The sequence below is a fragment of the Sphingopyxis sp. H073 genome (assembly GCF_001468395.1).
Classification (GTDB): Bacteria; Pseudomonadota; Alphaproteobacteria; order Sphingomonadales; family Sphingomonadaceae; genus Sphingopyxis.
This window is the reverse complement of record NZ_LNSG01000010.1, coordinates 62,992-88,443: the sequence shown is the minus strand read 5'-3', so window position 1 is coordinate 88,443 and position 25,452 is coordinate 62,992. Positions and strand designations below refer to the sequence as shown.

The following is a 25,452-nucleotide window of genomic DNA, read 5'->3' as shown; positions in this document are numbered from 1 at the left end:
CATCGGATGTATAAACTGATTTCTTCGGATCTGAGATGGAACACCTCCCAGCGCCCCGAGCAATATAATAAAGTGCCATAATAAAGTTCTTTACCAAATACCGAAAAACTGCTCAGCTTCAAGCCGGGCGGCGAGAATCTTTTCCTCTCCGGAAATCTCCTTCTGGCCACCTCTCAAACTCGGGGCAGCTCGGCGAGCTGCCCCATTTTTGAACATCGACTACCGGGGAAAAGGACGGGTTCGCGTAAGAAACTAAAAAATCGAGACAGGGAGAGAAGGGTGATGAATAACAAAGCTTATTTGTTGGCAAGCGCCGTCCTGATGGCGTTGCCACAGGTCTCAAATGCTCAGGAAGCCATAGCTGAAGAGCCAGATGGCGGTAACGATGTCATCGTCGTGACGGCGCAACGTCAGGCGCAAAGCTTGCAAGACGTGCCGATAGCTGTCAGCGCATTCAGCGCTGAGGCGCTTGAAAGCCAGCAGATCGAAAATGCCTCGGATCTACAGCTGACGCTGCCCAATGTATCTTTCTCGAAAGGCAATTTCACCTCAGCTTCATTCACTATTCGCGGCGTTGGCGACCTGTGCGTCGGCGTCACCTGCGATGCTGCGACCGCAATTCATGTCAATGGATCACCCTTGTTCGGAACACGCCTGTTCGAGACCGAATATTTCGATCTGGAACGGATTGAAGTCCTTCGCGGACCTCAAGGCACCCTGTTCGGTCGGAATGCGACCTCCGGGGTCGTGAATGTCGTGACCGCGAAACCCAAACTCTCCCGTTTCGAGGCTGAAGCGCAATTCGAGTATGGCAATTTCAACAGCATCGAAGCGCGTGGCATGGTCAATGTCCCGATCGGGGATATGATCGGCGTGAGACTGGCGGGCATATATGTGAACCGCGACGGTTATACGACGAATCTTTATGATGGATCGGACATCGACACTCGGGACCTTTACGCGTTGCGAGGCTCACTTCGTTTCGAGCCCGGTCCTGATACGACGATCGATCTCATGGGCTATTATTTCCGGGAAAAGGACACGCGCCTCAGAAACCAGAAACAAACGTGCCAACGCGATCCATTGGGCGTGCTCGGATGCCTGAACAATCGACGTGATTTCGATACCACGAACGCAAATTCCACGGTCGGTGCGACGCTCAGTTCTTCCGAGTTCTTCGCCATTCAGGGCATTCCCGCCGTACTCGGCCTTGGCAGCCTTTATGGCCCTGACGGGTTTTCCGGGTTTCAGGAGCCTGGCGATGTGCGTGTCGTCAACACGGCCTATACGCCCTTCTATTTTGCGGAAGAGCTACAGGTGCAGGCGCGCCTTGAGCAAAAATTCGGCGCGATGACCCTGACGGCCACCGGCATTTATCAGGATACTGAAGTCGATTCCAGGCAGGACTATTTTCTTGGAATTCAAAGCCGTGCCGGTTTCGCCCCGGCGCTCAATACGCTGGCCTTTTTTGCGGCTAACGGATTGCCGACGGGTCTTGCTCCGCCGGCGCCGGCCTTCATTCCCGGCTCCTCGGCCTATTTTTCGCCGATTGCCGGCGCTCTCATCCCGGACGGTCCGCAGGGCGTGCTGTGCACCTCGGATAATGATGATGGAAGCAGAGGCGCTTTCGAAGGGAACTCGCTGTGTTCCGAAACGCCGCTTTCTTTCGATCGATCTTCGGAACAACGCGAATCGTGGAGCGGAGAGCTCATCCTTACGAGTGACTTCGACGGGCCGTTCAATTTCCTGTTGGGGGGAATTTACGCGAAATCGAAAACCACCGACAATAGCTATTATGTGAACTCGTTTGCGCTCGATTACGCCAGTGCCATATTGGGTTCATTCGGCTCCTTGTCGGGCGGCCTTCCGCCATCCTATTTCGCGACGTCGATGTATCGGAACAACTCGCTGGAATCGAATCTGGAGAGCTATGGGATTTTCGGCGAGGTCTATTTCGATCTAAGCGACCGGCTGACGTTGACCGGGGGGCTGCGTTACAACAATGACAAGAAGGATGTAACGGCGCGTACGACACTGATCAGTTTCCTGAACCCTTATGCCAACGATGGAGATCCGTTCGATACCCCGATAACGCCTCTCACCGGGCCGTCTGGACTTTTCGATGCCGACCCGGGGACACCGGGCCAACAGCTCGCCCAGTTTCGCGAAGTAAGCTTCGACGAAATTACCGGACGAGCAGTTCTGGCCTTCGAGGTTACGCCGGACAATTCACTCTATGCATCTTACTCGAGGGGTTACAAATCCGGCGGTATCAATCCTCCGCTTTCTCCGATTTTCGCCGTCAGCGAGAGTTTCGGCTCTGAATCGATCGATGCCTTCGAGATTGGCTCCAAGAACGTCTTCGCAAACGGCGCGTTGCAACTGAATGCCACCGCATTTTACTACAAATATAGTGGACTGCAGCTCAGCCGCATCGTGGCAAGAACGTCTGTGAATGACACGGTTGACGCCAATATCTGGGGTGTCGAACTGGAGTCTGTCATCAGGCCGGACCCGAACTGGCTTATCAATCTGTCCTTCAGCTATCTCAATGCCAAGGTCGCCGGCGATCAATTCTTCTCCAATCCGCGTGATCCGGGCGGCGGAGATCCTGATGCCGTGATTATCAAGGACATCAGCAATGGTGCGCACTGCGCTGTCACGGGACCTGCGCCTGGCGTTGCTGATGCGTTCGTTGCGGGAGTAAATGCGGCTCTCGGCCTTCGCGCACCGCAGGAATTTCCTTCGGACGGCAATATCGCCTCCAGCGGCGCGTTCGGCATTTGCGGTGTCCTCGCGAGCGCTATCCCTGCGAACAGCGGGATCCAGGTATTGAGTCCTGGCGTCGAGGTTAACATCAAGGGCAACACATTGCCCCAAGCGCCGAATGTCAAGGTCTCGATGGGCGTGCAGTACACGGCAGAGGTTGGGAATGGTATGACACTCGTCCCCCGCGTCGACATTTCCCTTACCGGAAAGCAATATGGCAATATCTTCAACGGCAGGATTAATCGTATCGAACCTTTCGTCCAGGCAAATGCGGTTTTACAGTTGAATGGCGCCGACGAGCGCTGGTTTGTCCGGGGGTTCGTTCAGAATATTTTCGATAGCAACTCGGTTACCGGACTTTATGTCACCGATGCATCTTCCGGTAATTTTACAAACATCTATACTCTTGATCCGCGGCGTTATGGTGTCGCCATCGGAGCAAAATTCTGACGATTTAGCGGTTCCAATCTAACTCGCATAGAAATCGCGGCGTCGGAGAGACGGGGGAACCTTCTCCGACGCCGGTTTCCATGCGCCAGGCCCAAGGCACCAAACGGGGGCATCTGCGACGGAAAGAGGCAAGTCATCTGGAGCCACGCCCAGAACAGCGCGGCAATCGTCACGTCGATGACGATGAGGGTCGAGGAGAGAAAGCCGACTTCGCCCCCGAGCAGCCCGAAGCCGCTGTCGATATAAGTCGAGAAGACCGCCAGAAACTGGTCGATAACGCCGGTGTCTTCCATCGGGCTAGTCCTTCTGTCCAAAGAAATGGCGGCGCCTGGCGTCCCAGGCCGCTTCACAGTCCGCATCGGCGACCGTGACCGTGCGGCAGCGCTCGGCCACGTCGGCGGCTGCCGGGTGTGGCGGTCCCGGCAGGCGGCCAGGCGCGTCAGCCGCGCCCCGAAAGTCGTTCGACCGCGCGCCGGAGCCTTTGCTCCCCCAACACGATCGACCCCGCTCGCCGCGCCGCTTCGGCATAAGCCGATAGCGGGTGGCTTGCCGTGAAGTGGAGGTCGCGTTCGATCGTGAGGCCGAACGGAAGGCGGACGGACTCGAGTTCGGACAGCGCGAAGCTGCCGAGTTCGGGGCAGCCGAAGCCGAGATCGGCGAGGCCGAAGAAAATACCGTCCGCATCGATCTCGGTCGCGAGCCAGGTCGCCGCGCCGACGGGGCTGAACAGGCGGACGACCGGTTTGGGGTCCGGCTCGCGTTCGCCGCGCGAAAGCGTGTCGATCCGGGTGGCCAGATTGGCGCGAAGCTGCGCCTCGAGCGCGGGGGTCAAGAGTTTCATGGTACTTTCTCCTGGGGCGACCGGCGGCGAGCCTCTCTCGCCGCGCGCGGTCCGCCGCCCAGGGGCGGGCCATCTCTTCCTCGCCGGTTTCTGGCGTTGCCGGTGGCGGCCGCGCGCCCCGGACCGGGCGGCGACGGGCGGCAGCGGCAGCAAGCGCCCGCTGACCACGCAGGCCGCCCGCGCTGTCCCGGTCACCCACTTGCCAAATTGTTCTCTCTATGTTCTCATTAGGGCATGGACAATATCGATACTGCCCGAGTCGCAGAGACCATCCTTTCCGCCCCTGGCTGGGCGCGCGTGGGTATCACCGCGCCGACGAATCACATCCGTGTCGAGGCCGCGTTCGAACTCGCCCGTGCGATCGTCGAGAGCGTCCGTGCCGGCGCGGAGCCCGCAAGCCCCGACCAGCTTGGACTCTCCCTGTGACGTGGGCGGATGGACAAAGGACGGACAGCATCGCGCCACGCATGTCTTCGAGGCCGCGGCCTGGTTTCGGGCGATCAAGCCCGTTTGCCGCTGCGGGCATAGTGCGACGTTCAATCCCTATGGGATCTGGTGGCGCTTCGAGTGCAGGATGTGGGACGGCAATCTCGTCAAGGCGTGCCAGAAATTCTGGTGTGTTCGCTGCGGCGCGCGGACGGGCAAGCGCGTCCGCCCGGTGCGGATCGAGCTCGTCGACCCGAGCCCCGATGACATCGCCCTGCCGATGCCCGAAGAACGCGAATGGAAGCGCGCGCTCAGCCGTTTCCGCGCCTGAGGACTGAGTTCATGGATATCGAGACGGACGACGCGCTGGTCGGCATCGGCAAGCTCCACCGCGTGATGGTGTGGAACGGCCAGCGCGAATGCGAGAAGGAGATGCTGTGGGGGCTGCCCTCGCGCGATGCCGATATATTCCAGATCCCGCTCCTGAAGTCCGAGACCGCGATCATTGATCGCCCCTGTCTGCTGCTCGCCAATGAGTTCGGCCTCGTGAAGCGCGGCAAGACGATCTACGCCGCAAGCCTCATCAGCGACGAGCCTTTCTTCTGCATCGCAGCGGTCTGGCGTCCGGCGCACCGCCTGTGGCCTGAGAGCTTCGCGGTGCTCACCGTCCCGGCCTATGACGATCTGGCGCCGCACAAGGATCGCCACGTCGGCGTGGTCCGCCCCGAGGACTGGTTCGACTGGTTGATGGGGGCGCGGCCGCCGCTGGACATGTTGCGACCTTTCCCCAAGAATAGCTTCAGCATCATGCCGCCGATCCAGCAGAATTTCGACGAAATGCTCGGCGCGGCCTGACCGAAACCACCCAAGGGGACTCGCCGCCATGTGCAATCTCGTGACCCTCAAGGCTTCGGTCGCCGAAGTGGCCTCGGCGTTCGGTGCGCGGCGTCCGCTCACCAATGCGCAACCCGGCGAAGTCTATCCCGGCGGACAAGGATTTGTGGTCCGTGACGACGCGGGCACGCGCGCGCTCCAGTCGATGACCTGGGGCTTCCCGGTGCGGCTCAAGCATATGAAACCGACGAGCAAGCCCAAGCCCGTCAACAATGCCCGCGACGACAAGCTGATGACCTTCTGGCGAACATGGTTTACCAATCCCGCCCAGCGCTGTCTGATCCCGATCACGGCCTTCGCCGAAGCCGAAGGCGAGAAGGGCAAGATGACGCGAACCTGGCTAAGCGTCGTCGACCAGCCGCTCGCCGCCTGCGCCGGGCTCTGGCGTCCGACCAACGAGTGGGGCGATTGCTATACGATGGTGATGGTCGATGCGACCGAGGAGCTGTTCGACATTCACGACCGGATGCCGGTCATTCTTCACGCCGCCGATCATGACGCCTGGCTGCAAGCTTCGGCTGAGGAGGCAATGAAGCTCGTTACCCAATATCCGGCAAGCCGGTTGGAGGTTGAGCGGACCGACGTCCCGTGGTTCAGCCGCAAGCCCCCGAGCGCGTATGCCCCGACGCTCCTTTGAGAAGCTGGATAGCGGGGCGACGTCACCCGCCGAATAGCGACCGGATCGCGCCGATGAGGCCGGCAATGAAGGAGCCGCCGACGAGAACAGCGGCGAACCAGAATTCGATCGCCAGCGCGCGCGATTTCCATTTCGGTTCCTGATCCATCTGACCGGCATGCCATGACCGGTGAATGTAGGAAATAGTGGAATCGGGGCCATCTCCGAACGCCATAATCATTGCATGACATGTGACAAAACCTATGATACATCGCATTTAAGTTAGAGGTTTTGTCACATGCACACATCGATAACGCAAGGCGAGACGCTTCGAGCGCTCTTTGGCGCGCATCCGATCCTGCGCGCGCGCGAGCTACGCGCCGCAGGCGTGGCACCCGAAACCATCGCTCGCGCGGTCGACAGTGGCGACATCGACCGTATCGCGCGAGGACTCTATCAGCTTCACGGCGCGCCGATCGACACCGACCAAGGCCTCGCCGAAATCACCAAGCGCATCCCGAACGGGGTTATCGCCATGGTATCGGCGCTCGCTTTCCACGGGCTCACCGACCAGATGCCGCGGCGGGTCTGGGTAGCAATAGGACCCAGCGACTGGGCACCGGTCATCGATTATCCGCCTGTCCGGATCGTCCGCCTCGCCGACAAATATCGACGCCAGGGGATCGAGCATCACAAGGTCGCCGGGGTCGATGTTCCCATCTATTCGGTTCCCAAAACGCTGGCCGACCTGTTCCGTAATCCGCGCCTCGTCGATCGCTCGGTTGCGGTCGAGAGTCTGCGCGCAGCGCTCGACCAGCGCAAGACGAGTCCCGGTGACATCGCCGAGGCCGCGGCAGCGGGCGGGGTCTGGAAGCGAATGCAGCCCTATCTCGAGGCGCTCAGCTTCAATGGCTAAGGCACCCGTCAATCTGGCAGCCTCGGTCAAGGACCGGCTGCTCCAATTGGCGCGCAAGGAGCGTCAGCCCTTCGACGTTCTGCTCGTTCGCTTCGCGCTCGAGCGCCTGCTTTACCGACTGTCGCTCTCGCCGCTACGGGACCAGTTCATTCTCAAAGGCGGTCTTCTCGTCACGCTCTGGCTCGAAGACGATAATCGAGTCACCCGCGACGCCGACTTTCTCGCCTTCGGCGATGCAAGCGCCGAACGGCTGATAGCGGATTTCGGCGCGATCATGAAAATCGAGGCGGCTGACGGGCTGACTTTCGATATCGACGCACTCACCGCGCGGCCGATCCGCGAGGGAGCCGAATATGGCGGCATGCGGCTAACAACGACCGCCTTTCTCGAACGAACGCGCATCCCGATCACGATCGACCTCGGCTTTGGCGACGCCCTCTCGGATCCGGCGCCGCCGACTTCCTTCGCGACGCTGCTGGACTTTCCCGATCCGGAGATCCGCACCTATTCGCCGACAAGCGTCATCGCAGAGAAATTTCAGGCGATGGTAGCGCTCGGGATCGCCAATGGTCGCATGAAGGATTTCTACGACCTCTGGGCGATTCCGCAGGCCTGCGACATCAATGCTCAAGCGCTCGACGCAGCACTTGCGGCGACATTCGATCGACGCGGCACGCCGATCCCGGCTGACCGTCCGCCGGGGCTCTCGGCTGCCATGTTCGAAGACGGCGACAAGCGGCGGCAATGGGATGCCTATGCCGCGAGCCTTGAGCTTGAAGGCGTGACATTCTCCGCCGTGATCGACGCGGTCTGGGGCCTTGTCGCGCCGAGCTGCGAACGACTGCTTGCCCATGACGTTTCGATCGCCACTTCGACTCCAGATGCCGCCGGTGCGTGACGCCGGCTCCGCCGCGGTCGGCGTATTAAGGCATTAGGTGTCAATCTGGGTCCGATTGGTGCACCAAGCCGCTTTATCAGGTGATTTCCTGTCGTTACACCGAAGAGGCGATCGGCATTGCGTATAGAGGCTGAGGTATCACCCGCCCGCCGCAGTGCGAGGACCATCGCGCAGCTTGTCCAACTTCATTGTCTCCCGGAGAGGAAACGGGAGCGATGAGCCATGGAGCGGATCGCGGGCGGACGGGTCGGGAACGCGTCGGCGGCCGATGAATCGACGTGAAGCATTTTAATCTGACGGAGGAACTCGCACACGACATATCAGGCGCCGACAAGGAAGAACGGCTCTTTGCCGCCCTGTCGAACGCCGCCGACCGCATGGGATTTGATCTTTTCGCGCTCGCCTTCGATCGCCGCGGCGGCGGCGGCGAGGGTGCATCGATGCTCGTGCATAATTATCCCGACGCCTGGGCGAATGTCTATGTCGGCTTCGATCTCAGCGGCACCGACCCGATCCGGCGCGCCGGCGAAAAATCCATGACGGGTTTTCAATGGCGCAATGTCGATCACTACATCCCGCTTTCTCGCGGTGACCGGCAGTTGCTGAAGGTCGCCCGCGAGAGCGGAATCGGCGACGGCTTCACGGTGCCGCGGCACTTGCCTGGCGAAGCGACCGGAAGCTGCTCCTTTGCCGTCGCTCCCAATGCCAGGATCCCGCTCGAGATGCTCCACGCCGCCGAGATCGTCGGCGCCGTGGCGCTCGCCGCGGCGCGGCAGCTCATCGGGACAGGCTCCTATACTCCGCGGGCGGCGCTGACCGAGCGGCAGCGCGAATGCGTGCTCTGGTCCGCCCGCGGCAAGACTGCTGGCGAGACCGCCAGCATCCTCGGCATCAGCGAAGAGACCGTGGTCCGTCATCTCAAGATCGCGCGCGAGCGCTATTCAGTGCCTTGTCGGCAAATGCTGATCCTCTGCGCCCTGTTCGACGGCGTCATCGGCTTTTCGGATGTCTATGACTGGTGGCGCCCGCTCTGACGCTCGCACATAAATCGTCCCGGGATTGCCCATTTCTGGGCATACCGGCGATCGCTAGATCGTCTGATCCTGTCCGGCGGTGCTAGCCTGAACTGATCCAATTTTCTGATGAGAGGCACCAGATTCTTACCCACGGCACGGTACTTGTCGCGACCTTGGAGAGGTTAACTGAGGGAGGATATGAGAGGCAACCTACAGGATTTGAACCGGTGACCTTCGCCATCAGAGAGTCGTCAAGATTGGTCTTGGAAAGGTCCGATCGAAGAGCAGATTTGCGCGTGGCCACGAGGTTTTTTCGCTCCTGAAAACGGTGATTGCTGGGTGATTGCTGGCCAATTTTTGGAGGTCAAAATTCTGTTAAAAGTCATTCTATTTCAATAGCATGATTGACTTGTCACATGAAGTCTGGTATTTCCGCTATCGCCGCAAGGCGTAGGCCGCACAAACAAATGGGGCGGCCTCGTTGTGAGTGCCGCCCCAGTTAGTGGGGTCCGTCGGGAGAGGGAGAGGACGGACCGGAGATTGGTGTCTTGGGCTTATCTGTTAACGCGCCGCCATCTGGCTGTCGGCTTCGACTTCGGCGACGCCGGCGACCTTCAGGGCCGCGCGGAACTGCTTGGCGGCGGCACGTTCGTTGCCGGCTTCGCAAAGCTTCTTGCCGGTCGAAACGAAGCGCTTCGCGCTTGCCTTCTGGGCGGCGCTGGCGCCGTCGGCCGCGGTGTTCGCCTGGTCAGCGAGGCCCGCACAGCGATAGTCGCTGCCGCTCTGGGCATAAGCAGGCGAGGTCGAGGCGATCAGGCCGGTGAACGCGAGGGCCGAAGCCGCGACGATCGCGAAGGCCGAGGGGAAGCGGCGAAAAGAGGAGAGCTGATTGGTCATGGGAGAGGTTCCTTTCGTTTCGTTGTGCAACCTTTTTAGGTGCTGTTGCGCAAATAGATAATCCTCTATAATCTGCAAGTGCTTTGAAGCAGGATTTAACAATCCCCCATGGGGCGCTCGACGGGATCGAAGCCTTTCTTCGCGTTGCGGAAAGACGAAGCTTTTCCGCCGCCGCCGCCGACCTCGGCGTCTCTCCCTCGGCGATCAGCCAGACGGTGAAAGCCTTGGAGGCGCGCATCGGCGCCCCGTTGTTCATGCGCACGACGCGGAGCGTGGGGCTGACGCAGGCCGGCGAAATGTTCCTCGAACGCGCCGCGCCCGCCTATTCGGGCATCGCCGACGCCTATGAGGCCGCGCGCAACCTCGGCAACCGCCCCGCCGGGCGGCTGCGGATCAATCTGATGCGCGGCGCGGTGCAGCCGCTGTTCGAGCCGATCATCGCCGGCTTTTGCGAAGCCTATCCCGAAATCGAACTGGAGATCTATGCCGACGACGCGCTGTCGGACCTCAGCGCGGGCGGGTTCGATGCCGGCGTGCGGATGGGCGAATCGCTCGATGCCGATGTGATCGCGGTTCGCCTGACCGGCCCGTTCCGCTTCGTTGTCGCCGGGACGCCCGCCTATTTCGAGAAATATGGCCGCCCCGAAACGCCCGAGGATCTGCGCAACCATCGCTGCGTCCGCTTCCGGCTCGCGACCGGCGCGTTGATGCCCTGGACCTTCGAAAAGGGGAATCGCGAATTCGACGTTGCGGTGACCGGCCCGGTGATCGTCAACGACTGGATCGCGGCGACCGTGGCGATGCGCAGCGGGATCGCGATGATCATGACCGCCGAGCCGGTCGCGAAGGCGATGGTCGAAACCGGCGAGGTCGAACTGGTGCTCACCGAATTTGCGGGCGCGACGTCGGGCCTGTTCCTCTACTACCCGAGCCGCAAGCAGGTGATGCCCAAGCTGCGGGCGTTCATCGATTATGTCCGCGAATATCTGCCCGACGACCTTTCGGGACGGTCGGCCTGACGGTTTCACCGGCCGCGAAAACAAATCCCTTCACCGCCAGCAGAAAAATTGGGCTGGCAAATGCGCGCGAAAAGCGGCAGCCGGTTGTCAATTAATATAGTTGGGATGAAGTCATGTTCGATCTGGCGGTGCTGGACCCCTCTTCGCTATTACCCTTCATCCTGATCGGCTTCGCGGCGCAGCTCGTCGACGGCGCGCTGGGCATGGCATTCGGCGTGATCTGCAACACGCTGCTCGTGGCGGTGATGGGCGTGCCGCCCGCACAGGCGTCGGCGCGCATCCATGTCGTCGAAATGTTCACCACCGCGGTGTCGGGGATCAGCCACCTGATCCATCGCAACATCGAATGGCCGCTGTTCTGGAGGCTGCTGATCCCCGGCGTGATCGGCGGCGTACTCGGCGCCTATGTCCTGACCTCGCTTCACTCCGATGCGGTAAAGCCCTTCGTGCTCGCCTATCTCGTCGCGATCGGGATCTGGTTGCTGGTGCGCGGCATCCTCTATCCGCCAAAGGTGCAGAAGCCGACGGTGATCGCGCCCCTTGGCCTCATCGGGGGCTTTCTGGACGCGGCGGGCGGCGGCGGCTGGGGCCCGGTCGTAACCTCGAACCTGCTCGTCCAGGGGGCCGAACCGCGCAAGGTGGTCGGCACGGTGAACAGCGTCGAATTCTTCCTGACGCTCACCGTATCCGCGACGTTCATCTATCATCTGGGCTTCGCCCAGATCGCCGGCGCGACGCTGGGCCTGCTCATCGGCGGCGTGCTCGCCGCCCCGCTCGGCGCCTTCATGGCGAAGCGCTTTTCGGTCAAGCTGATGCTGACGCTGGTCGGCGTCGTTTTGACCGCGACCAGCGCCTTCGGGCTCTATCGCGCGCTGACATAGGACCGGCCGGACCTCCCGGCATCAAGGGCCCGCTCAGCCTGCGTTCAGCGTCCCTTCCTTACGCAGAGGTCAGTTATGACATGCTGGCGCGCGTTTGCGCTGGACCATCGGACCCATCCGCTGATACGGAGCGGGCCGGAACCTCTGTTATAGGGTGAAGATGACCAAAATTTCGACCATGATCGGGCTGATCGTCTCGGCCGCCGTTATCGCGACGCCGGTGGTGGCTCAGACCGTCCCGGACAATGAAGTCCCTACGACCAGCCTCAACATCCCCGGCAATGTCCAGCTTTACGGCGATGCCAAACCGAACGTCTATCGCCCCTCCGCGACTGTGAACGGCGAGATCATCACCGCGACCGATATCGAGCAGCGGATGGCGCTGATCCGTATCGCGAACAACAATGTCAACCTTCCGCCCGAGGAAGAACAGCGGCTGCGCCAGCAGGTGTTCAGCAACCTGATCGACGAGAAATTGCAGATCCAGGAAGCCAAGGCGGCGAAGATCGAGATCGACGAAAAGCTGGTCGACGACCAGTTCGCGCGGCTTGCGGCGCGCTTCAAGCAGTCGCCCGACCAGTTCGCCAAATATCTGACCTCGAAGGGCTCGTCGGCGGGCGCGGTGAAGCAGCAGATTCGCGGCGAATATGCCTGGGACCGTCTGCTCCAGCGCAACATCCAGTCGTCGACCAACGTGTCCACCGAAGAGGTCGAGGCGATCGTCAAGCAGATGAATGAATCGAAGGGGCTCGACGAGTTCCATCTCGGCGAAATCTATCTGTCGGCGACCCCCGAAACCGCCGCCGCCGTGGCCGAGAATGCGCAGAAGATCATTCAGGCGCTGCAGGCCGGCGGCAGCTTCCAGGCCTATGCCCGCCAGTTCTCGGAAGCCTCGACCGCGGTCGTCGGCGGCGACCTCGGCTGGGTCAAGGCCGCGCAGCTTCCGCCGACGATGGCCGAAGCCGCCGCGCAGATGGCGCCCGGCCAGCTCGTCGGCCCGGTCGAGGTGCCCGGCGGCATCTCGATCATGGTGATGATCGACCGGCGCCAGGTGCTCACAGCCGATCCGCGCGATGCGGTGCTCAGCCTGAAGCAGGTCTCGCTCGACTTCCCTGCCGGCACGACCGAGGCACAGGCCACCGAACTGGCCGGCAAGTTTGCCGAGGCGACGCGCGCGATCGCCGGTTGCGGCGGCGCCGACAGTGTCGCGGCCGCGCTCGGCGCGCATGTCGTGTCGCGCGACAATATCCAGATGCGCGCGCTGCCGCCGCCACTGCAGGCGACGCTCGCATCGATGCAGATCGGCCAGACGACGCAGCCCTTCGGCGCGGCGAAAGAAGGCATCAGCGTGCTGGTGCTGTGCGGCCGCGACATGCCGCAGACCGCGACCGCGCCCGACCTGCAGGAGATCGAGAATCGCCTGCTGGAGGAAAAGGTCAACAAGCGCGCGCAGCGCTATCTGCGCGACCTGCGCCGGGATGCCGTGATCGAATATAGCTGATGAGCGATTCCTGTCAGCGGCGCCCGATCGCGGTCACCATCGGTGACCCGGCGGGCGTCGGCCCCGAAGTCGCGGCCGGCGCTTGGGCGGCGCGACGCACGCACGATCTGCCTCCCTTCGTCGTTATCGGCGACGCCGCCGCGATCGAAGCGGTCTGGGATGGTCCGGTCGCGCGCGTGGGCGATATGGACGAAGTCGCCGCCGCGTTCGAGACGGCGCTGCCGGTCTGGCATCTCGAAGACAGCGGCCCGCTGACCCCCGGCTCGCCGACGCCCGCCGGCGCGGCGCTGGCGCTCCACGCGCTCGAAACGGGGATCGGACTGACCCGCAACCAGGCGGCGGCCGCGCTCGTCACCGGATCGGTGTCGAAACATGCGCTGCATGGCATCGGCTACACGCACCCCGGGCAGACCGAATTCATCGCCGAACGCTGCGGCGTCACCGCGACCAACGCGGTGATGATGCTCGCGGGACCGGGTCTGCGCGTCGTACCGCTTACCGTCCACATCCCGCTGGCGCAGGTGCCCGAACGGCTGACGAGCGAGTTGATCGTCGCCAAGGCGCGCATCGTCGCGCGCGGACTGACGCGCGATTTCGGGATCGCGGCGCCGAAGCTGGCAATTGCGGGCCTCAATCCGCATGCGGGCGAGAGCGGCCAGCTCGGCGACGAGGAAGTGCGGATCATGGCGCCTGCCGTCGCGCAGCTTGCCGAGGAGGGGATTGCCGTCGACGGGCCGCTCGCGGCCGACGCGCTGTTCGCGCCCGGCATCCGCGATCGCTATGATGCGATCCTCTGCGGCTATCACGACCAGGCGCTCGCGCCGTTCAAGGCGCTGCATTTCCACGACGGCGTCAATCTGACCTTGGGCCTGCCGATCATCCGCACCTCGCCCGACCATGGGACGGCGTTCAATATCGCGGGGACGGGCAGGGCCGATGCCGGGCCGACGATCGCGGCGATCGCGATGGCGGCGCGCATGGCGGCCGCGCGCGAGCGCAGCTGCGCGCCCGCGAAGTGAGCGTCAAGCCGCGCGTCCCCCTGCCCCCCTTGCGCGAGACGGTGCGCGCGCACGGGCTGTCGGCCAGCAAGGCGCTGGGCCAGAATTTCCTGTTCGACGAGCAATTGCTCGACCGGATCGCCGCGCTGCCGGGCGATTTGGGCGGCGCGACGGTGTTCGAGGTTGGGCCGGGCCCCGGCGGGCTGACGCGCGCGCTGCTTCGCGCGGGCGCGAAGGTGATCGCGGTCGAGCGCGACGAGCGTTGCCTGCCGCTGCTCGCCGAACTGTCCGACGCGTTCGGCGGGCGGCTGACGGTGGTGCCGGGCGATGCGATGGCGATCGATGCCGACGCGCTCGCGGGCGGACCCTATCATATCGTCGCGAACCTGCCCTATAATGTCGGGACCGCGCTGTTCACGCGCTGGCTCGAGCCCGCGGCCTGGCCGCCGCAATGGCTGTCGCTGACCTTGATGTTCCAGCTCGAGGTCGCCGAGCGCATCGTCGCACCGGTCGGCACCGATGCCTATGGCCGCCTCGCCGTCCTCGCGCAGTGGCGCTCGCACGCCCGGATCGCGATGAAGGTCCACCGTTCGGCCTTCACCCCGCCGCCCAAGGTGATGTCGGCGATCGTCCATGTGACCCCGGCCGACGAGCCCGAAGGCGTCGATCCGCGCATCCTGTCGAAGCTCACCGAAAAGGGGTTCGGCCAGCGCCGCAAGATGCTGCGCCAGAGCCTGAAGGGCGTCGCGGGCGCGATCGAGGCGCTGGACGCGCTTGGCATCGATCCGACGCGGCGCGCAGAAACGGTCAGCGTCGCCGAATGGGTTGCCTTGGCCCGACTATTGGGCCGCTGACCTTCCGCTCAGTTCGCCGGCTTGGTCTCGTCGATCTTGTCGACCCATTCGGGATAGAAGCTCGGTTCGCGCGCCGACCAGCCCGGCGCGGTCGCGGCGGCTTCGCTGATCGACTGGAGCAGGGTCTTGCGCTTGTCGGGGTGAAGATGCGGCAACGAGGCTGCGGCGCAGAAGGCGCCGGGCAGCCACGGCCGCGCGTGCGCGCCGAGCAGCCGCTCGTACAGGAAGCGATAGGAGGCGAACCCGGGCAACCGGTCCTGCCCCAGGTCGAACGCCGACACCGCGACGAGCGGCGCCATGAAGCCCTCGAGCGCATCGAGCCCGCTGTCGTCGGGGATATGCGCACGGATATCGCCGATCCGCTGATAGACTTTCGCCTGCACGCGGATCGCGGTTTCCTCGACCATGTCGCGCGACCAGCGGGCGATCGCGTCTTCGCGTTCGAGCCCGATATCGAGCGAGCGGCGGATGTACCGCTGCGTCGCGGCGGGAAAGCCCGCGAATTCCTTGATCTCGGATATGGACAGGTCGCCTGCGGCCGGTCCTGAACGCGTCGCCATGGTCATGCTCCCGCACGGCGCCCGGGGAGCCATCCCCCCGGAGGCCTGCATCCGACAATCTGCCACGAAAAGAGTTAGTGGCAGGTTAACCATGAAGTCGGCGATCGTTCAGCATCGCGAGGGGCGTTGCGCGGCCGCGCGACCGGGCCTAATCAGCGTGCCGAGCCAAGAACAGGACACGCAGGACCCACCATGTCGCACACACCGCAACCGGTCATTTCGTCGACCGGCCTCTTCACCCCCGCCGAAGCGATCTCCAACGAAGAACTTGTCGCCAGTTTTAACCAGTATGTTGCGCTGCACAATAGGGAAAATGCGGCAGCGATCGCGGCAGGCGACGTCATCGAACTCGCTGAATCGAGTGTCGAATTCATCGAAAAGGCGAGCGGCATCGGATCCCGCTACGTCGTCGACAAGGCCGGCATTCTCGACCCGCACCACATGGCGCCGCGCATCGCCGAGCGCAGCAACGACGAGATATCGATCCTCGCCGAAATCGGCGTCGCTGCGGCCAAGGACGCGCTCGCCCGCGCCGGTCGCGACGCGGGCGACGTTGACGCCGTGCTCTGCGCGGCGTCGAACATGCAGCGCCCCTATCCGGCGATGGCGGTCGAGATCCAGGATGCGCTCGGCATCGACGGCTTCGGCTTCGACATGAATGTCGCCTGCTCGTCGGCCACCTTCGGCATCCAGACCGCCGCCGACTATATCCGCGCCGGCCATGCGAAGAGCGTCCTCGTCGTGAACCCCGAAATCTGCTCGGGGCACCTTAACTGGCGCGACCGCGACAGCCATTTCATCTTCGGCGACGTCGCGACCGCGATCCTCGTCGAGGATAAGTCGATGGCTCCCGAGGGCCATTGGGACATCCTCGGCACCAAGCTGAAAACCCAGTTCAGCAACAATATCCGCAACAATTTCGGTTTTTTGAACCGGGGCCATGGCGGGATCGACCAGTCGGGGCCCAAGTCAGACAAGCTCTTCGTCCAGGAGGGCCGCAAGGTCTTCAAGGAAGTCGTCCCCATGGTCGCAACCATGATCGTCGAGCAGATGGAACTGCTCGGCCTCGAAGGCAGCGACATGCGCCGGCTGTGGCTGCACCAGGCGAACACCAACATGAACCGCCTGATCGCGCACCGCGTACTGGGCCACGAGGCGAGCGCGGACGAGAGCCCGACGGTGCTCGACACCTATGGCAATACCTCGAGCGCGGGATCGATCATCGCCTTCCACCTCAACCACGCGGATATGAAAGCCGGCGACATCGGCCTGATCTGCTCGTTCGGCGCGGGCTATAGTGCGGGGACGGTGTTTGTTCGCAAGACCTGAGGTCGTCCTTTCTTCCGCGTCACCCTGAACTCGTTTCAGGGTCCATGGCCTGACCGCGCCCTGAGCGCGGCTTCGAACGGGAGCGTCGACCATGGATGCTGAAACAAGTTCAGCATGACGAAGGTAAAGTGCGCTTGTTTTACGGCACGAAGGTCGTGAACAGGTAAACCGCGAACAGCATCAGGTGGATCGCACCCTGCAACACGGTGGTGCGTCCGTTCGCCAGCGTCTGCGACGCGACGATCAGCGACAGGAACAGCAGCACGGTCGACTTGGCATCGAGGCCGAGGCTGATCGGCAGGCCGGTGAAGATCGACAGGATCGCGACCGCCGGGATGGTCAGCCCGATCGTCGCCAGCGCCGACCCCAGCGCGAGGTTGAGGCTGGTCTGCAGGCGATCCGCCTTCGCCGCACGCACCGCGGCCAGTCCCTCCGGCGCGAGGATCAGCGCCGCGATCAACACGCCGAGCACCGCGGGCGGCGCGCCCCAGTCGGCGAGCAGCGCGCCGATCACCGGCGACAGGGCCTTGGCGAGAAGCACTACCGCGAACAGGCTCGCGAGGAGCAGCGTGCCCGAAATGGCGGTGCGCTGCGCACTCGGCGGTGCGGCGTGCGCGTCGGGCTCTCCGTCGCCGTCGGCATCGCCGTCGGGAAGGAAATAGTCGCGGTGGCGCACAGTTTGCACCAGCGCGAAGGTCGCATAGAGGATCAGCGAAACCGCCGCGACGAAGCCGAGCTGGGTCGCTGAATAGAAGGGGCCCGGCACGCTCGACGTGAAATTGGGGAGGACCAGCGTCACGACGGTGAGCACCGTCAGGGTCGCGAGCGCGGCGCCGATGCCGGTGCGCTGGAAGCGCTGCTCGTGATGGCGGATCGCGCCGCTCAGGAGGCAGAGGCCCATCAGCAGATTGAGGATCACCATCACCGCCGCGAACACCGTATCGCGCGCCAGCGTCTGCGCCTTTTCGGGTTCGGCCTGCATCAGCGTCAGGATCAGCCCGACCTCGATCACCGTTACCGCGAGCGCGAGGATCAGCGTGCCGAAGGGCTCGCCGACGCGGTGCGCAATGACCTCGGCATGATGGACCGCGGCGACGACGGCACCCGCCAGGATCGCGCCGACGAGCCAGGGATTGAGCGGCATCGCGAAGCTCGCCAGCGCGGCAACAAAGCCGAGGATCGGAACGATATCGTTGGCGCGGTCGGCGAGGCGGAGCTTGGACATCATGGGACTTTTATTGCAGCCCCCTCCAGCCGTGACCACCCCCGCCCGGAATTAATGGGTCCTGAACCTAATGCGCGCGGACCGGCAATCCGGCGGCGGCGAGCCGCGCATGGGCCTCGGCGATCGTCGCTTCGCCGAAGTGGAAGATGCTGGCAGCGAGCACCGCGCTCGCGCCGCCCTCGATCACCCCCGCGACCAGATGATCGAGGGTGCCGACGCCCCCCGAGGCGATCACCGGCACGCCGACCGCATCGGCGATCGCGCGGGTGAGCGCCAGATCATAGCCGTCCTTCGTCCCGTCGCGGTCCATGCTGGTGACCAGCAGCTCGCCCGCGCCCATTTCGGCAAGCCGGACGGCATGGTCGAGCGCATCGACGCCGGTAGGCTTGCGCCCGCCGTGGGTGAAAATCTCCCATCGCCCTTCGCCGACCCGCCGCGCGTCGATACTGCCGACCGCGCACTGGCTGCCGAAGCGGTCGGCTATGTCGGCGACGAGTTCGGGCCGCGCGACCGCGGCGCTGTTCACCGCGACCTTGTCGGCGCCCGCGAGCAGCAGAGCGCGCGCATCGTCGGCGCTGCGTACCCCGCCGCCCACGGTCAGCGGCATGAAGCAGACCTCGGCGGTGCGGCTGACCATGTCAAGCAACGTCCCGCGCCCCTGATGGCTGGCCGAAATGTCGAGAAAGCAAAGCTCGTCGGCGCCCGCGGCGTCATAGGCGCGCGCCGCCTCGACCGGGTCGCCTGCATCGCGCAGGTCGACGAAATTCACGCCCTTGACCACGCGCCCGTCGGCGACGTCGAGGCAGGGGATGACGCGGACGCGGACGGTCATGCCGCTAATCTCTCAACCCCGTTCGTGTCGAGCGAAGTCGAGACACCCTTCAGGGCCGCGCCATACCGATGGGCATCTCGACTGCGCTCGATGCGAACGCGAGTGGGACGGCGGGTCATGCCGCGCCCGCCGCAATCGCCTGGGCAAGATCGAGGCGGCCGTCGTAGAGCGCGCGGCCGGTGATCACGCCTTCGATTCCGTCGGCGACATGCGGGCGCAGCGCGTGGATGTCGTGGATATCGGCGACCCCGCCGCTCGCGATCACCGGGATATCGACCGCCTGCGCGAGCGCAACCGTCGCCTCGACATTGCAGCCCTTGAGCAACCCGTCGCGGCCGACGTCGGTGAAGAGCAAGGCGGCGACACCCGCATCCTCGAAGCGGCGCGCAAGATCCTCGACGCGGACGTCGGACACGTCGGCCCAGCCCTCGGTCGCGACCATGCCATCGCGCGCATCGACCCCGACGACGATCCGGCCGGGAAGGTCGCGCGCCGCCGATTTGACAAATTGGGGGTCTTTCAGCGCCGCAGTGCCGATGATCACGCGTTCGACGCCGAGCGCGAGCCAGCGGTCGACCCCCGCGCGGTCGCGGATTCCTCCGCCGACCTGCACCTTGCCCGGAAAGGCGGCGATGATGCTCTCGACCGCCGTGCCGTTGACGCTTGCGCCGGCAAAGGCGCCGTCGAGATCGACGACATGCAGATGCGTTGCGCCCGCGCCCGCAAACAGCCGCGCCTGCGCCGACGGATCGTCGCCATAGACGGTCGCGCGCGCCATATCGCCCTCGGCGAGCCGCACCACCTGCCCGCCCTTGAGATCGATCGCGGGAAAGATGGTCAGGGCCGCCAATTGATGAACCTTTCGAGCGTGGCGAGGCCATAGGCCTGGCTCTTTTCGGGGTGATATTGGACGCCGACGATATTGTCCTTCGCCACCGCGGCGGTGAAGGACGTGCCATGGCTGCTCGTCGCGGCGACATCGACCACATCGGCGAAATGATAGCCGTGCAGATAATAGGCCTCGCCCGCCGCGATCACCGGATGCGCCAACGTGGGAACGACGTCGTTCCATCCCATGTGCGGGATACGCAGGCCCGGCGCCGGGGCGAACGCGCGGACCGTGCCACCGATCCAGCCGAGTCCCTTGTACGTGCCATGCTCCTCTCCTGCATCGGCGAGCAATTGCATGCCGACGCAGATGCCGAGGAAGGGCGCGCCCTCCTGGCGCACGCGACGGTCCATCGCATCGATCAGCCCGTCGATGGCAGAAAGCCCGTTCATGCAGGCAGCAAACGCTCCGACGCCGGGCAGCACGATGCGGTCGGCTTGTCCGACGACATCGGGATCGGCGGTGACGGCAACATTCTCCGCGCCCGCCGCGACGAGCGCATTATGCACCGAGCGAAGATTGCCCGCGCCATAGTCGATCAGGGCAATGGCGCTCATGGACGGCTCCTAGAGCACACCCTTGGTCGAGGGAATCGCATCGCCCTTGCGCGGGTCGATCTCGACGGCCTGACGCAGCGCCCGGGCAAGCGCCTTGTACATGCTTTCGGCGATGTGGTGATTATTCTCGCCGTACAGCGTCTCGATGTGCAGCGTGATGCCCGCGGTCTGCGCGAAACTGTGGAACCAGTGCGGGAACATCTCGGTGTCCATCTCTCCGAGCCGCGGCTGCGAGAAGCTCGATTTATAGACGCAGTGCGGACGCCCCGAAATGTCGAGCACGCAGCGCGTCAGCGTCTCGTCCATCGGCGCGTGCGCCTCGCCGTAGCGGGCGATGCCGCGTTTGTCGCCGAGCGCCGTCGCGACCGCTTCGCCGAGCGCGAGCGCGCTGTCCTCGACGGTGTGATGCTGGTCGATGTGAAGGTCGCCCTTCACCGTCATCGCAATGTCGATCAGCGAATGGCGCGACAATTGCTCGACCATATGATCGAGGAAACCGATGCCGGTGGACACCGAATAATCGCCCGTGCCGTCCAGATTGACGGTGATCGCGATATCCGTTTCCTTGGTCGTGCGCTGGACAGTGGCGGTTCGCATGGCCGACGCCTTAGAGCCTGTGTTTCACGTTGCAAGGCGATTCTCCGCCCTGCCCCCTCTTGACCGGCGCGCGCGCCGCGTTCATCCCCCGCGCATGACCGACGATGTCCGCGACAGCCTGATTCCCTATGACGAAATCGTGCAGGATGCCCTGCGTGCCGTGGTCGGCCGCGTGCTCAGCCAGATCGAGGGGCATGACAGCCTGCCGGGCGAGCATCATTTCTATATCACCTTCAAGACGCAGGCGCCGGGAGTCGACATCCCTGCACATCTGATCGCCAAATTCCCCGACGAGATGACGATCGTGCTCCAGAACCGCTTCTGGGATCTGACGGTCGAAGAGGATCATTTCAGCGTCGGCCTGTCGTTCAACCAGACGCCATCGATGCTCACGATCCCCTATGCGGCGATCACCGCTTTCGTCGATCCGTCGGTCGACTTCGGACTGCAGTTCCAGGTCAGCGACGACGATATCGAAGCCCCCGAGCCACACGACGAAGCCGACAACGACCGCCCCGAGGTCGTCAGTGAGGACGGCTCCAACGTCGTGACCGTGGATTTCGGCAAAAAGAAATAGCATGCCGGGGCCCGCTTGGCCTCCCAGCCGCTTCTGGCAATATTGGGCCCTCGCGGGCATGCTCGTTCTCACCGGTGCCTTCTGGTGGGGTGTCGAGGGCTATGCGCTGTTCGAGGGCGGCTATGCCGGGGGTCAGATCGCCGACGGACTGCTCCGTTTCAGCCTGCTCGTCCTGACCCCGACGCTGGTGCTGGTGTGGATCGCGGCCGCATGGCTGCGCCGCCGCGTCGGCGAGAGCGGCTATTGGCAATTGCTCGGCCTCGTCGCGATGATCTGGGCGGGGGCGATTTTGGTCACAAGGATGCTGCTGGCATGAGCGAAATGCGGATCGAGAGCGACAGCATCGGCGAAATCGAGGTTCCCGCCGCCGCCTATTGGGGCGCGCAGACCGAGCGCAGCCGGCACAATTTCGCCTTCCCGCCGCACGAGCGCATGCCGCTGCCGATCGTCCACGCGCTCGCGCGGGTCAAGGGCGCCGCCGCCCGCGTCAACCGCGCGCACGGGCTCGACGCAGCGCTCGCCGACGCGATCGCCGCCGCCGCCGATGCGGTCGTCGCGGGCGAGTATGACGACGAGTTCCCGCTCGCGATCTGGCAGACGGGTAGCGGCACCCAGTCGAACATGAACGCGAACGAGGTCATCGCGGGAATCGCCAACGAAAGGCTTGCGGGCACGCGTGGCGGCAAGTCACCCGTCCACCCCAACGACCATGTCAACATGGGCCAGTCGTCGAACGACAGCTTCCCGACCGCGCTCCACGTCGCGGTCGCGGTCGAGACGACCGTGCGGCTGCTCCCCGCGCTGGCCGAGCTCACCGATGCGCTCGCTGCGAAAGCGGCGGTCTGGGGCGACATCGTCAAGATCGGCCGCACCCATTTGCAGGATGCGACCCCGCTGACCCTGGGGCAGGAATTTTCGGGCTATGTCGCGCAGCTCATGGCGTGCCGCGCGCGGATCGAAGGCGCGCTGGCGCACAATGTCTGCAAGCTCGCGCAGGGCGGCACGGCCGTCGGCACCGGGCTCAACGCGCCTGCGGGCTTCGACGTTGCCATGGCCGCCGAACTGTCGAAAGCGACCGGCATCGCTTTCGAGCCGGCACCCAACAAGTTCGAGGCGCTGGCGTCGAACGACGGGCTCGTCTTCTTCTCGGGCGCGCTCAACACGCTTGGCGTCGCGCTGACCAAGATTGCCAACGACATCCGCCTGCTCGGATCGGGTCCGCGCGCGGGTTTCGGCGAGCTCGACCTGCCCGCGAATGAGCCCGGAAGCTCGATCATGCCCGGCAAGGTCAACCCGACGCAGTGCGAGATGCTGACGATGGTCGCGGCGCAGGTGATCGGCAACCATCAGGCCGTCACCATCGGGGGGCTCCAGGGGCATCTCGAACTCAACGTCTTCAAGCCGCTGATCGGCTCGAATGTACTCCGCTCGATCGAACTGCTCGCCATCGGCATGGCGGGCTTCACCGAACATTGCGTCGTCGGGATCGAGCCCAACCGCGCGCGCATCGACGAGTTGATGAACCGCTCGCTGATGCTGGTGACGGCGCTCGCCCCCGAAATCGGCTATGACAAGGCCGCGAAGATCGCCAAGCACGCGCATGAGACCGGATCGACATTGCGCGACGCAGCGCTCGATCTCGGCTATGTCGATGGCGCGACCTTCGACCGCGTCGTCGATCCGCGCACGATGTTGGGGCCGGAACCCTGAGCACGCGCGAGGCATTTATGGAGGGGAAGGAGAGAAAGATGATGGGACGGATCATCGGCGGCGTGCTTGGAAGCGCGATCGGACGCCAGAAAAATCATCACCCCATCGCGGGCGCGGTGATCGGCGCGGGAACGCTGTTCGCGGCGCGGCGCCTGTTTCCGCAGCGCTATGCGGTACTCGCCGCGACCGCCGCCGCCGCCTATCTCACCAAGAAATGGGCCGATCGTGCCGAGGCGCGGCAGGCGGCCGCGGACATGCAGGCCGCGACCGCGAAACTCGCGGCGAACGGCGAGCCGCCGACCGACGGCGAAATGCTGGGCGACGCACTCCCGCCCGAAATCCCGATCGATGCGAACGGGCACGCGGCCATCCACTAACCGCCCGCCTGCCACTCCTTCACCGCCTCGACCGGTGCGACCAGCATCAGGACATTGAGCGTCAGATTGTCGCGGATCGTCCACAGCGTGAACAGCTCGAAGGCAATGGCAAGCACCACCGTGACCCACCAGCGCATCCGGCTCGCGGCGAGGAAGCCCAGCACCATGAACGCCGTGTCGCTGACCGAGTTCAGGATCGAATCGCCCGAATAGCCATAGGCCATCGTCACCTCGCGATAGCGGTCGATGATGATCGGCGAGTTCTCCAATATCTCCCACGCGCCCTCGATCCCGATCGCCAGCGCCAGCGCGACCCAGAAGGGCCGCGACGGCATCAGCCAGCGCGACAGGCCGAAAAAGATGAAGCCGTGGATGATATGGCTGAAGCTGTACCAGTCCGAAATCTGCTGGCTGTTCTGGTTCGACTGGACGATGCCGTGCCACAGGCTGACCGTGCCGCATGGGCAGATCGGCGGGCGCCCCATCGCGAAGAGGATCGCGCCCAGCAGCGCGAGCAGCGCCGCGGTAACCAGCCAGCCCTTGCGCGACATCCCCGCCATCCGTCTCTCCCCCTTGACCGCTGCCCTCACCCGCGCGAATAGCGCGCATGACCGAAAGCGTCCATCTCAACCGCCGCGGCGTACTCTTCGTCCTCTCCTCGCCCTCGGGCGCGGGCAAGACGACCATCTCGCGCATGATGCTCGAAGCCGACAAGGATATCGCGCTCTCGATCTCCGCCACCACACGCCCGCCGCGCCCGGGCGAGGTCGACGGCGTCCATTATCATTTCGTCGATACCGACACCTTCAAGAAGATGGCGGCCGACGGCGAATTCCTCGAATGGGCGCATGTCTTCGGCCACCGCTACGGCACCCCGCGCGCGCCGGTCGAGGAAATGCTCGCGGCGGGCAAGGATGTATTGTTCGACATCGACTGGCAGGGCGCGCAGCAGCTTTATCAGGAGGCCGGCCCCGACGTCGTGCGCGTCTTCGTCCTGCCGCCGACGATGGACGAGCTCGAACGGCGGCTGCGGTCGCGCAAGACCGACAGCGACGAAGTGATCGCCGCGCGGATGGAGCGCGCCGCGAACGAGATCAGCCACTGGGACGGCTATGACTATGTGCTGATCAACGACGCGGTCGAGGAATGCTATGGCGAGGTGATGGCGATTCTGCGCGCCGAGCGGCTGAAGCGCCGCCGCCAGATCGGCCTGATCGGCTTCGCACGCGACCTGATCCGGTCGGTGCCCGACGCGGACAGGAAGCTTTGAAGCAGGCTCGCCCTGACTTTTTGTCGTCATCCCGGACTTGATCCGGGATCCACTTACGCAGCGCTGGAATAACGGATCCCGGATCAAGTCCGGGATGACGAAGGTGAGGTTTGGCTAGGCCGCCCTCGCCAGCTTGGCTTCCAGCTCGGCGACCATCTCCGCCCGCAGCGATTTTGCCTGACCGTCGGTGCGGCACACGACCACCGTGTCGCAGGTCGCGATGCAGCGGCCGTTCTGGAACATCGCCTGCACGATCGTCCAGCTCGAGGTGCCGAGGCGGCCGATGCCGGTCGCGATCTGGACCGGATCGGGGAAATTGCCCTCGGCGAGATAATTGATCTCGACCGCCGCGACCATCGTGCGCTCGTTCGCCGGGCGTTCCTCCCACGGGCGGATTTCGCGGTTCAGCAGGACGCGGCCGCTTTCGAACAGCGCTGCGAAGGCCACATTGTTGAGGTGGCCGTTGATGTCCATGTCCTGGAACCGCGTCTGCAGTTCGATGCGGACGGGGTAGCTGGCGGCGTCGAGCCGCCAGCTTTCCGGTTTCGGCATA

At 64.1% G+C, this 25,452-nt stretch carries 30 protein-coding genes and 1 pseudogene; 19 read left to right on the top strand and 12 right to left on the bottom strand.

Features of this window, described 5'->3' with window-relative positions:
• The first annotated feature begins 282 nt into the window (after window positions 1–282).
• On the top strand, window positions 283–3,219 hold the full coding sequence (locus tag ATE64_RS17470) for a TonB-dependent receptor (RefSeq protein ID WP_137752008.1): 2,937 nt from the start codon (window positions 283–285) through the stop codon (window positions 3,217–3,219).
• Window positions 3,220–3,362: 143 nt separating this feature from the next.
• Here ATE64_RS17470 and ATE64_RS21790 read toward each other — a convergent pair.
• Window positions 3,363–3,512, bottom strand: a pseudogene (locus ATE64_RS21790) (P-type conjugative transfer protein TrbL); the annotation flags it as partial.
• 146 nt (window positions 3,513–3,658) lie between these two features.
• Window positions 3,659–4,060, bottom strand: a complete 402-nt coding sequence (locus ATE64_RS17460; RefSeq protein ID WP_037556205.1) for a DUF2958 domain-containing protein — start codon at window positions 4,058–4,060, stop codon at window positions 3,659–3,661.
• A gap of 234 nt (window positions 4,061–4,294) precedes the next feature.
• On the opposite strand from ATE64_RS17460, the gene ATE64_RS17455 reads away from it, so the two are divergent.
• The 4 genes from ATE64_RS17455 to ATE64_RS17440 are packed head-to-tail and all read left to right on the top strand — an operon-like array spanning window position 4,295 to window position 6,017.
• A complete protein-coding gene (locus ATE64_RS17455) occupies window positions 4,295–4,486 on the top strand; it encodes a DUF6771 family protein (protein ID WP_037556207.1) in 192 nt (63 codons plus the stop codon).
• A gap of 1 nt (window position 4,487) precedes the next feature.
• Entirely contained in the window at window positions 4,488–4,817 is a 330-nt protein-coding gene (locus ATE64_RS17450) for a hypothetical protein (protein ID WP_037556209.1), read from the top strand.
• An 11-nt stretch (window positions 4,818–4,828) separates the two neighbouring features.
• Window positions 4,829–5,341, top strand: coding sequence for a hypothetical protein (locus tag ATE64_RS17445; RefSeq protein WP_037556211.1), 513 nt, complete (start codon window positions 4,829–4,831; stop codon window positions 5,339–5,341).
• Window positions 5,342–5,369: 28 nt separating this feature from the next.
• Entirely contained in the window at window positions 5,370–6,017 is a 648-nt protein-coding gene (locus ATE64_RS17440; RefSeq protein ID WP_037556213.1) for an SOS response-associated peptidase family protein, read from the top strand.
• 22 nt (window positions 6,018–6,039) lie between these two features.
• On the opposite strand, the gene ATE64_RS22360 is transcribed toward ATE64_RS17440, so the two are convergent.
• Window positions 6,040–6,165, bottom strand: coding sequence for a hypothetical protein (locus ATE64_RS22360; protein ID WP_257545241.1), 126 nt, complete (start codon window positions 6,163–6,165; stop codon window positions 6,040–6,042).
• 129 nt (window positions 6,166–6,294) lie between these two features.
• On the opposite strand from ATE64_RS22360, the gene ATE64_RS17435 reads away from it, so the two are divergent.
• The 3 genes from ATE64_RS17435 to ATE64_RS17425 all read left to right on the top strand — a co-directional run bounded on the left by ATE64_RS17435 (window position 6,295) and on the right by ATE64_RS17425 (window position 8,844).
• Complete coding sequence (locus ATE64_RS17435; RefSeq protein ID WP_037556215.1) at window positions 6,295–6,912, top strand: AbiEi antitoxin N-terminal domain-containing protein; 618 nt, start codon at window positions 6,295–6,297, stop codon at window positions 6,910–6,912.
• A complete protein-coding gene (locus ATE64_RS17430; protein WP_037556217.1) occupies window positions 6,905–7,810 on the top strand; it encodes a nucleotidyl transferase AbiEii/AbiGii toxin family protein in 906 nt (301 codons plus the stop codon). The genes ATE64_RS17435 and ATE64_RS17430 overlap by 8 nt, the downstream gene beginning before the upstream one ends.
• A 278-nt stretch (window positions 7,811–8,088) precedes the next feature.
• The gene (locus tag ATE64_RS17425) at window positions 8,089–8,844 is read left to right on the top strand and encodes a LuxR family transcriptional regulator (RefSeq protein ID WP_231729159.1); all 756 of its coding nucleotides are present in this window, start codon (window positions 8,089–8,091) and stop codon (window positions 8,842–8,844) included.
• Window positions 8,845–9,387: 543 nt separating this feature from the next.
• Here ATE64_RS17425 and ATE64_RS17420 read toward each other — a convergent pair.
• Window positions 9,388–9,723, bottom strand: a complete 336-nt coding sequence (locus ATE64_RS17420; RefSeq protein ID WP_058456266.1) for a hypothetical protein — start codon at window positions 9,721–9,723, stop codon at window positions 9,388–9,390.
• Between the two features lie 83 nt (window positions 9,724–9,806).
• On the opposite strand from ATE64_RS17420, the gene ATE64_RS17415 reads away from it, so the two are divergent.
• The 5 genes from ATE64_RS17415 (at window position 9,807) to rsmA (ending at window position 14,976) form a co-directional block, all read left to right on the top strand.
• Window positions 9,807–10,742, top strand: coding sequence for a LysR family transcriptional regulator (locus ATE64_RS17415; RefSeq protein WP_058456265.1), 936 nt, complete (start codon window positions 9,807–9,809; stop codon window positions 10,740–10,742).
• Window positions 10,743–10,855: 113 nt separating this feature from the next.
• Window positions 10,856–11,623, top strand: coding sequence for a sulfite exporter TauE/SafE family protein (locus tag ATE64_RS17410; protein ID WP_058456264.1), 768 nt, complete (start codon window positions 10,856–10,858; stop codon window positions 11,621–11,623).
• A gap of 160 nt (window positions 11,624–11,783) precedes the next feature.
• Window positions 11,784–13,124, top strand: coding sequence for a peptidylprolyl isomerase (locus tag ATE64_RS17405; protein ID WP_058456263.1), 1,341 nt, complete (start codon window positions 11,784–11,786; stop codon window positions 13,122–13,124).
• On the top strand, window positions 13,124–14,143 hold the full coding sequence (gene pdxA / locus ATE64_RS17400) for a 4-hydroxythreonine-4-phosphate dehydrogenase PdxA (RefSeq protein ID WP_058456262.1): 1,020 nt from the start codon (window positions 13,124–13,126) through the stop codon (window positions 14,141–14,143). The genes ATE64_RS17405 and pdxA overlap by 1 nt, the downstream gene beginning before the upstream one ends.
• Window positions 14,140–14,976 (top strand): 16S rRNA (adenine(1518)-N(6)/adenine(1519)-N(6))-dimethyltransferase RsmA, encoded by an 837-nt coding sequence (rsmA, locus tag ATE64_RS17395; protein WP_231729158.1) that lies wholly within the window; start codon window positions 14,140–14,142, stop codon window positions 14,974–14,976. The genes pdxA and rsmA overlap by 4 nt, the downstream gene beginning before the upstream one ends.
• An 8-nt stretch (window positions 14,977–14,984) precedes the next feature.
• Here the strand turns inward: rsmA and ATE64_RS17390 are convergent, their stop codons facing one another.
• Window positions 14,985–15,536 carry a hypothetical protein gene (locus ATE64_RS17390; RefSeq protein WP_058456261.1) on the bottom strand — a complete coding sequence of 184 codons (552 nt, stop codon included), beginning with the start codon at window positions 15,534–15,536 and terminating at the stop codon, window positions 14,985–14,987.
• Between the two features lie 192 nt (window positions 15,537–15,728).
• Between ATE64_RS17390 and ATE64_RS17385 the strand changes: the two genes are divergently transcribed.
• The gene (locus tag ATE64_RS17385; RefSeq protein WP_058456260.1) at window positions 15,729–16,865 is read left to right on the top strand and encodes a beta-ketoacyl-ACP synthase III; all 1,137 of its coding nucleotides are present in this window, start codon (window positions 15,729–15,731) and stop codon (window positions 16,863–16,865) included.
• Window positions 16,866–17,004: 139 nt separating this feature from the next.
• Here ATE64_RS17385 and ATE64_RS17380 read toward each other — a convergent pair whose 3' ends face one another.
• From ATE64_RS17380 to hisB, 5 genes are all read right to left on the bottom strand, one after another.
• Complete coding sequence (locus ATE64_RS17380; protein ID WP_058456259.1) at window positions 17,005–18,093, bottom strand: ionic transporter y4hA; 1,089 nt, start codon at window positions 18,091–18,093, stop codon at window positions 17,005–17,007.
• A 64-nt stretch (window positions 18,094–18,157) separates the two neighbouring features.
• Complete coding sequence (hisF, locus tag ATE64_RS17375; protein WP_058456258.1) at window positions 18,158–18,922, bottom strand: imidazole glycerol phosphate synthase subunit HisF; 765 nt, start codon at window positions 18,920–18,922, stop codon at window positions 18,158–18,160.
• 115 nt (window positions 18,923–19,037) lie between these two features.
• Complete coding sequence (gene hisA / locus ATE64_RS17370) at window positions 19,038–19,772, bottom strand: 1-(5-phosphoribosyl)-5-[(5-phosphoribosylamino)methylideneamino]imidazole-4-carboxamide isomerase (RefSeq protein ID WP_058456257.1); 735 nt, start codon at window positions 19,770–19,772, stop codon at window positions 19,038–19,040.
• On the bottom strand, window positions 19,760–20,368 hold the full coding sequence (gene hisH / locus ATE64_RS17365) for an imidazole glycerol phosphate synthase subunit HisH (RefSeq protein ID WP_058456256.1): 609 nt from the start codon (window positions 20,366–20,368) through the stop codon (window positions 19,760–19,762). The genes hisA and hisH overlap by 13 nt, the downstream gene beginning before the upstream one ends.
• Before the next feature lie 9 nt (window positions 20,369–20,377).
• A complete protein-coding gene (hisB, locus tag ATE64_RS17360) occupies window positions 20,378–20,965 on the bottom strand; it encodes an imidazoleglycerol-phosphate dehydratase HisB (RefSeq protein ID WP_058456255.1) in 588 nt (195 codons plus the stop codon).
• A gap of 94 nt (window positions 20,966–21,059) precedes the next feature.
• Between hisB and ATE64_RS17355 the strand changes: the two genes are divergently transcribed.
• Genes ATE64_RS17355 through ATE64_RS17340 form a run of 4 tightly spaced genes read left to right on the top strand, consistent with a single transcriptional unit; the run spans window position 21,060 to window position 23,629 of the window.
• Entirely contained in the window at window positions 21,060–21,542 is a 483-nt protein-coding gene (locus ATE64_RS17355) for a ClpXP protease specificity-enhancing factor SspB (protein WP_058456254.1), read from the top strand.
• Window position 21,543: 1 nt separating this feature from the next.
• Complete coding sequence (locus ATE64_RS17350; protein WP_058456253.1) at window positions 21,544–21,858, top strand: hypothetical protein; 315 nt, start codon at window positions 21,544–21,546, stop codon at window positions 21,856–21,858.
• Window positions 21,855–23,252 carry a class II fumarate hydratase gene (fumC, locus tag ATE64_RS17345; RefSeq protein ID WP_058456252.1) on the top strand — a complete coding sequence of 466 codons (1,398 nt, stop codon included), beginning with the start codon at window positions 21,855–21,857 and terminating at the stop codon, window positions 23,250–23,252. Before ATE64_RS17350 ends, fumC begins: the two co-directional genes overlap by 4 nt.
• A gap of 38 nt (window positions 23,253–23,290) precedes the next feature.
• Window positions 23,291–23,629 (top strand): hypothetical protein, encoded by a 339-nt coding sequence (locus ATE64_RS17340; RefSeq protein ID WP_058456251.1) that lies wholly within the window; start codon window positions 23,291–23,293, stop codon window positions 23,627–23,629.
• Here the strand turns inward: ATE64_RS17340 and ATE64_RS17335 are convergent.
• Window positions 23,626–24,180 (bottom strand): DUF2585 domain-containing protein, encoded by a 555-nt coding sequence (locus tag ATE64_RS17335; RefSeq protein WP_058456286.1) that lies wholly within the window; start codon window positions 24,178–24,180, stop codon window positions 23,626–23,628. The two genes, ATE64_RS17340 and ATE64_RS17335, sit on opposite strands and share 4 nt — an antisense overlap.
• A 56-nt stretch (window positions 24,181–24,236) precedes the next feature.
• Here ATE64_RS17335 and gmk point away from each other — a divergent pair, with 56 nt between their 5' ends.
• Window positions 24,237–24,899 carry a guanylate kinase gene (gene gmk / locus ATE64_RS17330; RefSeq protein ID WP_058456250.1) on the top strand — a complete coding sequence of 221 codons (663 nt, stop codon included), beginning with the start codon at window positions 24,237–24,239 and terminating at the stop codon, window positions 24,897–24,899.
• A 114-nt stretch (window positions 24,900–25,013) separates the two neighbouring features.
• On the opposite strand, the gene ATE64_RS17325 is transcribed toward gmk, so the two are convergent.
• Window positions 25,014–25,451 carry an acyl-CoA thioesterase gene (locus ATE64_RS17325; RefSeq protein WP_058456249.1) on the bottom strand — a complete coding sequence of 146 codons (438 nt, stop codon included), beginning with the start codon at window positions 25,449–25,451 and terminating at the stop codon, window positions 25,014–25,016.
• Window position 25,452 lies beyond the last annotated feature (1 nt).